The sequence below is a fragment of the Thalassotalea mangrovi genome (assembly GCF_005116735.1).
GTDB lineage: Bacteria > Pseudomonadota > Gammaproteobacteria > Enterobacterales > Alteromonadaceae > Thalassotalea_A > Thalassotalea_A mangrovi.
Genome location: NZ_SWDB01000018.1, coordinates 1 through 14,225, shown reverse-complemented (window position 1 = coordinate 14,225; position 14,225 = coordinate 1). Strand labels below are relative to the sequence as shown.

The window sequence follows — 14,225 nt, the reverse complement described above, 5'->3', positions numbered from 1 at the left end:
GGATAATTAAACAAAATGGTCGATGATGTTCGAATTTCGATCTTCTGAGAGAATACCGTCTGACTTTCCATTCACGGGTTTACTTTCTACAACCCAGATTATTGACAAAGCAACGCCCTCGAACTCTGATAATAAATAAAAATAACAAGGAATTACTTCTATATGGAATCTACTATTGCACAGGGCGACGCTGCGCCAGTCGTGAATAAAACCTATCAACCGAAAGCTTTTCATTTTCATGGCAAGGCCGGGGAATTTTTTAAAATCTGGGTGGTTAATGTTGTCTTAAGCATATTAACCCTGGGCATCTATTCAGCCTGGGCCAAGGTCAGAACCAATCGTTACTTTTTCAGTCATACTGAGCTTGATGGCCATCGCTTCAGCTATCTGGCACAGCCATTACAAATACTAAAAGGCCGGATTATAGCCGTCGTCTTGTTTGGAGGCTTTTATTTATTAAACCTGTTTGCACCGGTCGCCGGTTTAGTTGCCTCCCTACTGTTTTTGGTACTTATGCCATTTCTGATCTGTGCCAGCATGCGTTTCAACATGCGGATGACCAGCTATCGCAATGTCCGCTTTGACTTTAAAGGTTCTCCATGGGATGCGGCCATCAACTTCATCCTGCTGCCTGTTGCCAGTGTGTTTACCTTGTATCTATTGCTGCCTTGGGTATTAAAACGCATGGACAAGTTTATTGTCGATAATACTCGCTACGGCAACAAAGCCTTCAATACGAAAATTACTTCCGGTACTTACTATATGGCGGCGTTGGCAACGATAGGCCTGACGCTGGGATTAATGTTATTTTTTGGTGTAATGATGGCTATCATCGGCGGCGTTGGTGCAGAAGCATTTCAGCAAGATGGGGCGACCAGTGCACTAGTCACTATTGTGACCATGGGTATTTACTTACTGTTCTTTACCTTTATCCAGGCGTTGTACAAATCGATTATCCGCAATTACCTGTTTGAAAACACTGAACTTGATGATGTGGCAACATTTGCTTCCAGTTTTCAGTTCTCCAGCCTGGCCTGGTTACAGATCAGCAATATCGTCGCTCTCGTCTGTACCCTCGGTTTTGCCTATCCCTGGACCAAGGTGCGAACCGCCAATTACACGGTAAATAATACGCAAATCAATATCTGTGACGATATCCAACCAGTCATTGATACGATTGTTGAAGAAACTTCCGCATTGGGTGATGAAGTTGCCAACGTATTTGATGTGGATGTGGCATTAACCTAATGTCTGATTCCGGATTAATGTACTTCGCAGGTAGCAGTGAATCCTGCGAAGTTACCGTGGCTATTAAAAACCAGCAGTTATTAATTACTGCGACGACGGATAATGCATCAAGACGAATCGACCTGTTTGATCTCGACGTTGTGCCACCCCTGCCATCACTACCGTGCGAGGTATTACTGAATGATGGCAGTCGCCTTGAAATCAATGGTAATACCGCCACCGCAACACAATTGTATAAAGCAAATAAAGGAAACCGAATCCTGGCCTGGTTGGAAAGTAACAAGTGGGCGTGTTTAGCTGCCACCGCATTACTACCAATCAGCTTTTACTGGTTAAGTAATTCGGTGATCCCAACCGCAGCAATGGCGGTTGCCAACATGATTCCGCCGTCGGTTAGTCATAATATTGACGAACAGGTTATGGAATTATTTGACGAAGAGATACTGACAAGCAGTGAGCTGCATGTTGAACAACAGCAGTCGATTCATCACAACTGGCAACAGCTTCTCAGCCAATTATCCTTACCTCAGGATCAATTCGAGCTGTTCATCAAGAAAAGCGAGTTTTATGGCGCCAATGCCTTTGCGCTACCTGGTGGCACAGTCGTTGTCACCGATGATCTGGCAACCTTGTTTGTCGATCATCCAGATGCATTGAATGCCATAATGTTGCATGAAATCGGCCATGTGGTTGAACGCCATAGCTTAAGAATTATGACCGAGTCGGTAGGTACCAGTTTAATGATCACCTATTTTTTTGGTGACCTTGAAGGCATGGCAGAATTGTTTTCAGGTACCGCATTAACCTTATTGCAGAACAAGTTTTCAAGGGATATGGAACGGGAAGCTGATCAATATGCCATTCAACAGCTATCCAGCATTGGCGCCAGCCCTGAAGCGTTTGTAGAGGCGATGACACGATTACAGGAAAGCCTGGGAGAAGAAAAATCTCAGCCCCTTGTCGAATATCTGTCTACCCATCCCCAGTTTGAAGAACGCATTCAACGGGCAACTCAATAGCAATTGCCTAGAGGGCAATGATTAGAGAATGAAATCTGTTTAAATAAAAAAGGGGAGCTTAGCTCCCCTTTTTAACTGCAATTTCAACCATTAAAATGAGTATTTGGCCTGAAGGTAAGCAAAGCGGCCCTGACCACTATGAACATTTACCACAAAGCCCATAAAATCATGATAGGCAAATGGCGGCTCTTCATTGAATAAGTTGGTCGCACCTAAGGTCAACACGGTATTTTTAAAACCATAAAAGTTTATGGCGGTATCTACCGTCGTAAATGAATCAACCTTCGGCATACCCACAGCCTGTACTGCCGCGTCCTGCTCAAATTCATCAATGTAGTTTACGGCCAGGTTGACACCCAGGTTCTCGTCAAACCCAATCCAGTCCGCCGATGCGGTCCAACGGAATTCCGGTTGCTCAAAATCTCCAACTTCAGTATCAATCCGTTGTCCGCCTTCAGCGCCAGGACGACGATCTTCATATTCAAGAACGTAGTTAAGGATATAAGCTAATTTAAACTGGCCTAATCCGGTATCTAAATCCCAGCGGAAGTCCAAATCAATCCCTGAGGTATCTAAATCACCAATATTCTGGAAAGAATCAAAAATAGTGACAACCTCACCTGGATCGCCTGGAATGTTGGAAGGCAGACGCTCAACAACATTTGGATCAGCACCAAAATTCGAGAAGATGAACTGGGTATCAGAATCGATAATATCTTCGATTTCGTAATTGTAATAATCCAGGGAGAAGTTGATGTTATCAGTAATGTTGTAAATTACACCCAGGTTATACGAGGTTGATTCTTCAGGCCCCAAATCCGGATTACCTTCAAATACCGCAGTATATTCCTGAGGTTCACAGGCCTTGTTGATGTTACCAACAGCCGCACAACGAATATCATCGACAAGATTTGGTGACTCATCGGTGCGCCCCAGGCCAATCTGATGTAATGACGGAGCACGGAAGGCGGTACCGTATGAACCACGGAAGCTGAGGTTTTCGGTCGGAGTCCACAGGAAAGAAACTTTCGGATCTGTCGTGGTACCAAAGTCACTGTAATCCTCATAGCGAAGGGCAAATTGCATTTCCAGGCTATCAAAGATAGGTACCATTACCTCACCAAAAATTGCGGTATTATCGCGACTGGCATTCGCCTGCGTTGCCTCAGTACCAAACACGTTACCCCGTAAGAATTGATCGTCCGGATTATCACTAATCGATTGCTCACGATACTCAGCACCGAAACCTACAAATAATTCCCCCGCAGGCAAGCTGAATACCGGGCCGGAAATTTTCGCATCAAATGACTTATTGGTTGATTTACCTGTACGTGTGGTAAAGGTCTCGATATAAGCCAATGCTTCTTCGCTGTTGGAGGAAGGTTCAAATGGATTCCACAGCCCACTGTCTATCGCTTCCTGAATGCGTTGTGAATTGGGGAAACCATCTACACCCATCTCTGTCGATTCACTCTTGATGTAACTGTAAGCCGCTTCCCAGTTCCAGTCGCCGATATCACCGCGGGCCCCTAAAATCACCCGGTAGTAATCACTATCAACATTTTTCTGACGATTACCAATATCGACGGTACGACGACGCATGGTTAAATCCTGTTGATAAAACTCACTGTCAGGATCATCCGCAAATGGATGATTAGGGTTGTCACCAGACATGAATAATTCTTCAAACGAAGGCGAACCCGCACCACGAACTACCGATTTCGAATTCTGGCCGTTCAGTTCTGCGAATCCTTCAACCGAATCACTGATTTCATATTTACCCATGTAGTTAAAACTAAACCGTTCACTTTCCGGGAACATAGACATATGCGGCGCATAATCGTAGCGACAAAATGGACCGCCGATATCCTCTGGCGCACAAACATCATTACCAAAGGTATCAGGGACGCGAACCGTAGGATCGGAAGCCAGTTCTATAGTGCCAGGGATACCTGAAGATGAACGAAAATCGGTGGCAAAGGGGTCATTTGGGCGAAGAGCGGCCTGGTTTGCTGACTTAGAATAGTCACGATCGGCATAGAGGACTTCTTCACGTTTAAAGTAATCAAGGACAAAGGTATGACTACTTTTCTCGTCACTGTTCCCCCACACTAAGCTAACGTTTTGCTCTTCACCGCCACCATCAGCGGTATCACCGAATTTCACATTCAGTTCTGCACCGTCCATATCGTCACGTAAAATGATGTTGATTACACCAGCAATCGCATCAGAACCGTAAATCGCCGAAGCACCGTCCTTCAGGATATCGACGCGCTTGATCGCCGCAATGGGAATATTGTTAATATCAACGAATGCGGTATCAATTGATTTTGCAAACGGGCTAACCGATACGCGACGACCGTTAACCAGAATCAAGGTAGAGTCCGCTCCAAGACCACGCAGAGAGACACTGGAACCACCATTAGCGGTGTCATCAGAACTATTCGCCTGGGTTGAAAAAGTACCTTGCCCGGAAATCGGTAACTTAGCAAACAGACCAATAAGGTCAGTAACACCTGACTTTGAAATATCTTCGGATGATAAGCTAGTGACCGGTGATGGACCTTCCATATCAGTACGTTTGATGTGCGATCCTGTCACTTCAATACGTTCAATATCTTCCTCTTCGGCCGCCTGAGCGACAAAAGCTGGCATACTTAGTATTGCCGTTCCGGCTAGCGCAGTAATGGTGCGATTTAGTAATGTTCGTTTAAACATTTCCCTATCCTTTATTATTGTGTATTAATTCGATTCCCTAACCTAATGCCAGAGGCATTAAGAACAGGTCATGGTTACTACTCAAAAACGCATGGGGGAATACGTTATTCGGCGTTATGTCGAAATTTGGCCCTCAAAAAAGTTAAAATTTCGTTAAATCAACATTACTAATACCAGAATAAATCGTACTAAGGAAGTGATAAGAATTAACTCAACTTGTTAAAATGTAAGCAAGTTTTAACAATGTTGAATGTTTTTTCGTAAATGCTGTCAGAAAATGAGGCTTATTTTGCTGAACTTCTCATGGCGACAGAGGGTGACTAAACGAGACCAAAACCCGAGAGAATAATCTGCATGGTATTGGCCTCGACGAAAGGTTTTAAATACGCTTTTTATTGTTACGGTGTTTACGATAGGAATCCAGGCTGTAAATCACCAGTGCCGACCAGATAAAGCCAAAGGTTACCAGTTTTTCCATCACCAGAGGTTCCTGATAAACGCTGATGGCGATCACAAACATAATACTTGGCCCGATGTACTGGAAAAAGCCCAGTGTCGCCAACGTCAGGCGTTTTGCTGCGCCGGTGAAAAACAGCAAAGGGGCTGTGGTAACAATCCCTGCGGCAATCAACAGGGTATTTAAATCCATTGGATTATTGGCAAAATTACTGGTTGGGCTATTCAGGAACACCATCCAATAGAGTAATGCTATGGGTAATAACCAGGCAGATTCAACAAATAAACCCGCTAACGAGTCCACCATCAGCTTTTTCCGCAATAAGCCATAAATCCCGAATGAAGCGGCGAGCGACAGTGCAATTACCGGGACACTGCCCAGGCTTAGCAATTGGATCATTACGCCAATAAGCGCCAGGGCAACGGAGACAATTTGCCATTTTGACAAACGCTCCCCTAAAAATATCATGCCAAGGGCAACATTGAGTAACGGATTAATATAATAGCCGAGACTGGCTTCAAGAATGTGGCCATTGTTCACAGCCCAGATAAATATCAGCCAGTTCGCGGCGAGGATTAGCGCCGTTCCCCCTAACCACATTAAGGTTTTCGGTTGTGACAGAATGGTTTGTACTTTCGACCATTTACCCATGACCAGGATGATCAGGGCGAGTAAAGCAAACGACCAGACGATCCTATGCATTAATATTTCGCTGGCAGAAATATGCTGGATCAATTTAAAGTAAATCGGTGCGATACCCCACAGGGTGTATGCACAGATAGCGTTAATCACACCGGATTTGGTTTGATTGTGTTGAGACATAGTGAAAATTTACGTGGGAGCTAATTGGGCGGGGATTCTAGCATAGGGCAAATACCCGGAGAAAGCTTGATGTTAATCGAATATTCATCCTCCGGAATTCACTTGGTCTATTGTTCCTGGTCATGTTGGCATAACAAAGACCCAATTGTTACAACAAACGAAGCAACGCCTTACACTCGGTTTCAGAACCACCTTCTAAGTCACACTGGCTGACCTGCACTTTCGGCTGCGGATTCAATACGTCCGTATTACAATCAAAAATTTCGGCGCCGTCCTCACCCTCTTCAAGAATATTATACTGTTTACGCTCTGTGCTATTGGGTGGTAATTCGAGTGAATCAATTCGGACATGATAGCCATTGGCATAATCTACTTTTCCAGCCAGCGTTACCTTTCTGTCCGTACCATTTTTAAATATCATTTTTTGATGACATTGACCCGTCTTAGCAACATTTACCAACTCAACAGTAATTTCGTCCCTGGCGGGACTACATGCTGTCATGATCAGGGTAAGAGCCCCAATACCAGCGAGGCTACTTAACTTATGAAAATTCGACTTTGCCATGGCAATACCATTTTTTGCTTACAATACAAACAGTATGGCAACTGTTAATGATTGATCAAATTCTTCATAGAACAATACATCCACCGCGGTTAGGCATGGTATAAACCAGCTTACGCAAAGGTGATTTTTCGACAAAAATCTACGATACATATTAACTGGCTTTTTCTGTTTGACTGATTAATTCTGTTACCTATGTACATTTACTAGGTAAATTAAAACTGTATACTAATTCCAGCATTGAGGGCCTTAAATTCTGAAAACTCGTCGTAGTATATTTCTGTTGATATCAAATCGTAAAATTCATAGCCAAAACCCAAATTTATGCCTGCTCCCTCTTCTCGCCATTCTCTGCTAACCCAGTAACCGTCGAAGTAATTAACAACTCCGTATGAGGGGGTCGAAAAAACATACAATCCTAAATCGAAAGTATACTGTGCCTTAAAACCAAATATTGCCGCATCATCGAATTCTGCCTCAGCCCGTCCACTTTTAACCGTCGTTTTATTTCCTTTGATGTATCTAAACTGAGGGGTGAGTGTAAAATTACGATGACCCAGTTTGTATCCAGCCAAACCGGAAAATGCATTTACTCGACCGTACGAGTTTTTTAATTCCAGGTGAGTACCTGCTACCCCGTAAATTTGTTCAGCGGGCACTGAAAACGTGGTGAATAGTGATAACAAGAAGAGCTTCGATAGCAGTTTAGACATATTTATTAATCCGTTAACTTTATTGTATTTTTTTAACAAGAAATCAATAAATCTGCAATCATGTTCAACTATTAGCGATATTGAACATTAACCAACAATATAAGTACCAGTACCAAAGGCGATATGGGTACCTTTTTCATTGTGCAATTCCATTCTCGCTACTGCCACTTTACTGCCTTTGCGAATGATGCGCGCCGTGGCAATAAACTCATTACCACGACCCGGCCGCAAAAAATCGGTACGCAGGTCAATGGTACTCATACGCGACAGTTTCTCGTGGATGATGGATTCGTCCAGTTGCGGTAGGTTTTCAATAATATTGGCAGCAGCGACAACACCACCGACCATATCCAGCACCGATGCAATCACCCCGCCGTGGAGAATTTCCTGCACTGGATTGCCCATCAGCTCATCTTTCCAGGCAAACCGGATTTCAGACTCCTGAGGATCCATACGGGTGATGGTGAAGCCGAGTAACTGATTGAATGCAATATGGGTATTCCAAAGGGTGGTAACTTGCTCGAGAACCTGATGCTTATTCATGACATAACCTTTGCTTGAAGAAATTCAATAGCTTAAGGATTTCCCAATAAAAGTCTACCGAGTTAGCGACGCTCTGGGGTAAAATGCTCAAAAAAATAATCCCGATATTCAGACTTTGACCACCGTTAGTCCCGCTCAACCCTTACCAGATTTAGTTCATTCGCTCAAACATCATTTTGGTTATGAGCAATTTCGCTCGGGCCAGAAACAAGTGATAGAGCAACTGATGAGTCAGCGTGATTGCCTGGTGCTGATGCCAACCGGTGGTGGTAAGTCTTTATGTTACCAGCTCCCCGCTACCTTAATGCCTGGCCTGACCGTTGTAGTTTCACCGCTAATCGCCTTGATGAAAGATCAGGTCGATGGCCTGCTGCGACAAGGGATTAGTGCCGCTTATGTCAACGGTACCATGGATACCGCGGCTATCAATCAGACCATGCAACGGGTAGGGCGCGGCGAAGTACGTATCCTTTATGTCGCCCCGGAACGCCTGCTATCCCATTACTTTCTGCAAAGTCTTACGCAAATGAAAATCAGCTTTTTTGCCATAGACGAGGCGCATTGTATTTCCCAGTGGGGCCATGATTTTCGCCCTTCCTATACCCAGCTAGGACGTTTAAAGGAGTATTTTCCGTACACGCCAATCATGGCATTGACGGCAACGGCTGATGTCACCACTCGCAAAGATATTTTGCAGCAACTCAATCTGCAAAACCCATTTGTACTCCTCGACAGTTTTGATCGCCCGAATATCCGTTATACCTTAACGGAAAAATATAATGGTCAGCGCCAGTTGCTGGATTATTTACGGGAAAACAGTGAAGACAGCGGTATTATTTACTGCAATTCTCGCTGGCAGGTGGATAAACTGAGCAAAGAACTCGCGGAAAAAGGCATTAATTGCGCCGCTTACCATGCTGGCATGGAAGCAGATATGCGCAACGTGATTCAGGATGGTTTTACCAAAGACAATATCCGTATCGTCGTGGCGACGATTGCCTTTGGTCTTGGTATTAACAAACCCAATATTCGTTTTGTTGTGCATTATGAATTGCCCCGCTCCCTGGAATCCTATTATCAGGAAACCGGCCGAGCCGGTCGAGATGGTTTAGAGGCGGAAGCTCTATTGCTGTACGACCATCAGGATATCGACCGAATTAAAAAACGAATTAGTGAAAGTGATAATGAACAGCGCGCGGCAGTAGAGCTGCAGCGCTTTAGCGCCATGGCTGGGTTTGCCGAGGCGCAGACCTGTCGTCGACAGGTATTACTGAATTACTTCGCCGAGTACACGCATGCGGGATGCGGCAACTGTGATATCTGCCTGGATCCGCCCAGCCGTTATGAAGCTACGGTGGATGCGCAAAAAGTTTTATCCTGTGTTTATCGTATAACCCAGTTGGGTGATATCCATTATGTGATTGATGTGTTGCGAGGCCGTGATACCGAGAAATTGAAAAAGGCCGGTCATGATAACGTTAGTACCTTTGGCATTGGTCAGGATAAAACCCGTGGCTACTGGTTTTCCGTAATTCGTCAGCTCATTCATTTGGGCTTATTACAACAAAATATTGAGCGCCATTCCGCATTAGAGTTGACCGAAGCCTCAAGGCCAGTCCTGAGTGCCAAAGAACCACTGATGTTAGCCAGGCCGCGACTACAGCATGCCAGCTACTGGCAACAAAACAAACCGAAGAACCAATACGATAAAGTATTATTCCGTAAATTGCGGGAACTTAGGAAAACCCTGGCAGATCAGGAAGATATTGCTCCGTTCATCGTCTTTAACGATGCATCACTGATGGAAATGGCACGCCTGAAACCGACCAGCAGCAGCGAATTTTTAAACATTTCCGGCGTTGGCGATACTAAGTTACATCGCTACGGTAAAGCGTTTATGGATTTGATTAAAGAGACTAGAGACTAGCAAGTTAACGGCCAACGTGGCCAAACCTCAACGTCCCGCCTACCACTTATAGCTTATGGCTTGTCGCTTAAAGCTTCAAAACCTTCAATAAAACTCATGATATTGCAGTAAAATGCCGATCAGTATAAACAGCAAGCCATTGTGATTATCCAAAAATGCTTTAAAGCAATTGTCCCGGTCACGGTTTTTAATCAACTGATGTTGATGAATAAATGAAGCAGCGGTAAATGCTATCGATAAGTAATAGAACATATTGAACTGCAGCCTCAACCCTACCCAGACTAGAAGCATCAATACCAATAGCTGTAACACAGCAATGACTAATTTATCGAAACGTCCAAACAACACCGCAGTAGATTTCACGCCAATGATAACGTCATCATCCCTGTCGACCATGGCATACATGGTATCGTAGGCAACCGTCCATACCAGGTTTGCAGCGAACAATAACCAGGCTTCCAGGGGTATGTAGCCGCGAATTTCCATAAAGGCCATGATCATACCCCAGCTAAAGGCAGCGCCGAGGACAACCTGAGGCAGATGGGTATAGCGTTTCATGAAGGGGTAACAACTTGCCAACAACAAGGCGACAAACGAAAGGGCAATGGTTTGCCAGGATAAGGTGAGCACCAGTGTGAATGCGATTGAGACTAGCAGTAAAAATAAATTCTTCGCCTGGCGCTCTGTTATTAACCCAGATACCAGGGGACGCGTGCTGGTGCGCTTAACCTTGCCATCAACACGTCGGTCGGCATAGTCATTAATCACACATCCAGCGCTGCGCATCACAAACACGCCAAGGGTAAATACCAACAGGTAATGCCAACCCGGGAAGTCTTCGGCGGCTACCCATAGCGCCCACAAAGTTGGCCACATCAACAAATAGGTGCCGATCGGCTTGTCCATTCGAGTAATCTGTTTTATGCCCTCGAAAGAACCAAACCACTTAGTCATCACGTGCATTAATCTCTTTTATTTTCCTGCACCTGCTATTCTTGCAGGTGATGAATGTAAGCCCTTATTGCGAAAACCCTGGTATACATACGTATGCGAATTCAGATATTCGGATATTGAGCTTTTGAAGTGTTAAACTTGCCGCCCAACGGATCCTTTATTGGCCTGACTAGATGGGCAAAGCTTGCCATATTCTAACAGCCCTTTTTTTACGAAACACCTGAATCATACCAATTTTGAGAGATATGTCCTTTTTAAACGTCCAATCACTGAAAGACAGCATTAAGCTGGCCTGGCCAATTTCACTGCAGCAAACCCTGGTCACCATGCTGGGCATGATTGACGTAATGATGGTCAGTCATTTAGGAGATGCTGCCGTCGCTTCTGTAGGTTTGGGTAATCGTATCCAGTTTGTGGTGATGATCATTGTCATGGGCGTGGCCTGGGGCGTAGGCGTGCTTGCTTCCCAGTATTATGGCGCAGGCAAACTGGATAAATTACGGCGATCAATACTGATGGGCATTAGTGTCGCGGTACTGGCGCTAATTCCTGTTGTGTTACTCAATTTTCTGTACGCCGATGATGTGATGGCGCTCGGCAGTACTGATAGTAAGGTTATTGCCCTGGGTGAGAGTTACCTTTGGATCACCATGCCCAGCCTGTTTTTTATCGCCGCTATCTTAGTGTTTGAAAACGCTTTGCGCAGCATGAACCAGGTTAAACTGCCAATGCTGATGAGTGCGGTGGCTATCACCTTGAACATCATTTTCAATTACTGGTTAATCAACGGTGGGCTAGGTATTGAACCTCTCGGTGTCGATGGTGCCGCTATTGCCACAACGGTATCGAGATTTCTTCATCTGGTGATCCTGATAGCATTTATTGTTGCCATAAGGCATCCGGTAAAACCGACCGCAGAGGATATTTCCAGCCTTAAAGATAGCGCTGCCTGGAAAAAGCTGGTGACCCTGGTTTGGCCGATGATGTTTAGTTTTGGCGTATGGTCGATGGGGACGTTTGTATATCAACTTATATTTGGGCGCATAGGTACCCAGGAGCTTGCGGTAATGAGTGTTCTTGCTCCGGTCGAAGGCATGTTTATTTCACTGTTTTTTGGCTTTGCATCAGCCTGTGCGATCATGGTCGGCCAGCGTCTCGGCGCTGAAAAATTTGAGGAAGCCTGGTCTATTGCCCGGACCTTTGCAATGCTGGCACCGGTTATTGCGGTGATTGCCGGGTTACTTCTTTATACATTGAAAAGCTTGGTATTTATCCCGTTCTCAGACCTACCGTCTTCGACCATCGACCTGGCCAGCGATATCTTCTTGATTATCGCCTTAGGCGCCTGGATAAAAATTACCAATATGACCTTCGCCATGGGGATGTTAAGAGCGGGCGGTGAAACCAAAGCCTGCCTGTACATCGACACCATCGGCATGTGGATGATCAGTATTCCTCTTACAATCATCGCCGCTTTTTACTTTAAATTACCCCTGTTTTGGGTGGTTGTGGTAACTTACTCGGAAGAAGTGTGCAAGTTTATTTTATTTGGCTGGCGTGTAGCCTCAAAAAAATGGCTTAGGAACCTCACTCACGAGTGAGGTTCAGTCTTAATCAAGTTTACCGTGCATTGCCGCAGCGAAGATTTTTCCCAGTTCTATGTAATGCTTGCTTTTGTAGTGCCACTTGTCTTCCAGAAACTCTATCTCATGGTCGAACTGTACTAATTCAACGTTGTTATGAGAGCTGGCATATTGGCGTTGCGCTTCCCATACTGGTTCAATATAGGGCATTACCCGGGTTTCAGGCGTTTTCCCTGAGTCATTAATTTTCCCTAAAACAATGGGTAACTCTTCTGAGCCAAATACCGCGGTAATATCGGACATTAGCTGCGTCAGGTTTTGTAAATAAACTTTTGATGCCGCTTCGTTATAAGCATCTGCCTCACCCTGCATCCAGACAATACCGGCTGGTGTTAGCGTATCGGCTTCACCGTCGCCATCGATATCTTTTACACCCATTGCCAACTCAACCGTATTGTTAAAATAATCCCACTGATTCAATGTGGTGTTATCCTGGTAATCTTTGGCCCAGGTACCATAGCCTGATGCACCTAACGCGATTGAAGACCCGCCACGAGCATATTTAATGATGGCAATTTTCTTGCCGGTCAGTTTGGCGATGTATTTGCCAAAGCTTAGTTCCGGACCAAATCGTTCGGATAAGGTATAGGAGGTTTTATCTGCCTTATAACCCGTACCGAATCCAGGGGAAAGTGGCAACCATTGGCCATACCCTCCTTCACTGCTGTCATCTGGCACTGCAAAGCCATTAAATATCATTACATCATCAATAGAATTCTGATATTCCTCGGGAAGTTCTTTGTTATAGCCAAACCCTTCCATATTAGACTGACCGCCTAGGAAAAATAGTAAATATTCCGCCGAATAAACCATAGACGCGGGAAACATCAGTGCGATGAACAGTATCTTTTTCATGGGTAGAAACCTAAATGAGTAAAAACAGTCAGCTATGGTAGCAGAAAGTGAGGGAAAGCAAAGCAGGGTGAGGGTGAGGACTGCGTCGCTGAGGACGCTGTCGGTGACGACCATGTCGGCGAAGACTGCGTCGAAACATATGGTTCGCTATTCGCTTTACTGAGATATCCTGTCGTAGCAGGATATGACGGTTAAAGGTATTTTTTTCCAGTCCCCGAAACGCAAAAAGCCCGCTCGTTAGAGCGGGCTCAGTTAATTCATTGTATTTTCGACTATATTCGAAAATTTACGCGGCCTCGCGATTATGTCCAGGGATGGACGGTAAAGCGACGTTTCATGGATGGTTAAACGTCGCAGTCCTGCTCTCACATGCGTTCCCGCAAGTGGGCTGTTAGCCTTTATTCGAATGAACGAGGGCATCTATCCATGCCACTTTCATTGGTCGTTATTTTATTTTTTAGGCACAACGAAAAAGGGCACCCTTTCGGATGCCCTCTTTTATTTGAATTAGAAGCCTAGCGATGTCCTACTCTCACATGGGAACTCCCACACTACCATCGGCGCTGTTGCGTTTCACTACTGAGTTCGGCATGGGATCAGGTGGTTCCACAACGCTATTGTCGCTAGACAAAATTTGGTTACAATTCGAAAAGCTGTATTAATTTAATTCTTACTGTCTGTCAGACTACACAATTTTCTTTGGTGTTGTATGGTTAAGCCTCACGGGCAATTAGTACAGGTTAGCTCAACGCCTCACAACGCTT

Annotated in this window: 11 protein-coding genes and 1 rRNA gene; 4 read left to right on the top strand and 8 right to left on the bottom strand. The window is 44.9% G+C overall.

The genetic code is table 11. The annotated features are described in order from the left end of the window. The first annotated feature begins 162 nt into the window (after positions 1-162). Both E8M12_RS07915 and E8M12_RS07910 read left to right on the top strand, forming a co-directional pair. Entirely contained in the window at positions 163-1,248 is a 1,086-nt protein-coding gene (locus E8M12_RS07915; protein WP_136735553.1) for a YjgN family protein, read from the top strand. After that, positions 1,248-2,267: a M48 family metallopeptidase gene (locus tag E8M12_RS07910; protein WP_136735552.1), complete on the top strand. Its 1,020-nt coding sequence runs from the start codon at positions 1,248-1,250 to the stop codon at positions 2,265-2,267. The genes E8M12_RS07915 and E8M12_RS07910 overlap by 1 nt, the downstream gene beginning before the upstream one ends. Positions 2,268-2,357: 90 nt before the next feature. Here E8M12_RS07910 and E8M12_RS07905 read toward each other — a convergent pair whose 3' ends face one another. The 5 genes from E8M12_RS07905 to E8M12_RS07885 all read right to left on the bottom strand — a co-directional run bounded on the left by E8M12_RS07905 (position 2,358) and on the right by E8M12_RS07885 (position 8,082). Next, positions 2,358-4,922 (bottom strand): TonB-dependent receptor plug domain-containing protein, encoded by a 2,565-nt coding sequence (locus tag E8M12_RS07905; RefSeq protein ID WP_136735691.1) that lies wholly within the window; start codon positions 4,920-4,922, stop codon positions 2,358-2,360. Between the two features lie 442 nt (positions 4,923-5,364). Further along, a complete protein-coding gene (gene rarD / locus E8M12_RS07900; RefSeq protein ID WP_136735551.1) occupies positions 5,365-6,264 on the bottom strand; it encodes an EamA family transporter RarD in 900 nt (299 codons plus the stop codon). 148 nt (positions 6,265-6,412) lie between these two features. Next, positions 6,413-6,829: a hypothetical protein gene (locus tag E8M12_RS07895; protein WP_136735549.1), complete on the bottom strand. Its 417-nt coding sequence runs from the start codon at positions 6,827-6,829 to the stop codon at positions 6,413-6,415. 212 nt (positions 6,830-7,041) lie between these two features. After that, positions 7,042-7,539 carry a hypothetical protein gene (locus E8M12_RS07890; protein ID WP_136735547.1) on the bottom strand — a complete coding sequence of 166 codons (498 nt, stop codon included), beginning with the start codon at positions 7,537-7,539 and terminating at the stop codon, positions 7,042-7,044. An 87-nt stretch (positions 7,540-7,626) separates the two neighbouring features. Then, the gene (locus E8M12_RS07885; protein WP_136735545.1) at positions 7,627-8,082 is read right to left on the bottom strand and encodes a thioesterase family protein; all 456 of its coding nucleotides are present in this window, start codon (positions 8,080-8,082) and stop codon (positions 7,627-7,629) included. A gap of 115 nt (positions 8,083-8,197) precedes the next feature. Between E8M12_RS07885 and recQ the strand changes: the two genes are divergently transcribed. Further along, entirely contained in the window at positions 8,198-10,009 is a 1,812-nt protein-coding gene (gene recQ, locus E8M12_RS07880) for a DNA helicase RecQ (protein ID WP_246034058.1), read from the top strand. A gap of 84 nt (positions 10,010-10,093) precedes the next feature. Here the strand turns inward: recQ and ubiA are convergent, their stop codons facing one another. Further along, a complete protein-coding gene (gene ubiA / locus E8M12_RS07875) occupies positions 10,094-10,972 on the bottom strand; it encodes a 4-hydroxybenzoate octaprenyltransferase (protein WP_438363456.1) in 879 nt (292 codons plus the stop codon). Positions 10,973-11,208: 236 nt separating this feature from the next. On the opposite strand from ubiA, the gene E8M12_RS07870 reads away from it, so the two are divergent. Continuing rightward, positions 11,209-12,564 carry an MATE family efflux transporter gene (locus tag E8M12_RS07870; protein WP_136735541.1) on the top strand — a complete coding sequence of 452 codons (1,356 nt, stop codon included), beginning with the start codon at positions 11,209-11,211 and terminating at the stop codon, positions 12,562-12,564. A gap of 9 nt (positions 12,565-12,573) precedes the next feature. Here the strand turns inward: E8M12_RS07870 and E8M12_RS07865 are convergent, their stop codons facing one another. After that, positions 12,574-13,461 (bottom strand): sialate O-acetylesterase, encoded by an 888-nt coding sequence (locus E8M12_RS07865; RefSeq protein WP_169303074.1) that lies wholly within the window; start codon positions 13,459-13,461, stop codon positions 12,574-12,576. A 513-nt stretch (positions 13,462-13,974) separates the two neighbouring features. Further along, positions 13,975-14,089 (bottom strand): 5S ribosomal RNA (rrf, locus tag E8M12_RS07860). Positions 14,090-14,225: the final 136 nt, after the last annotated feature.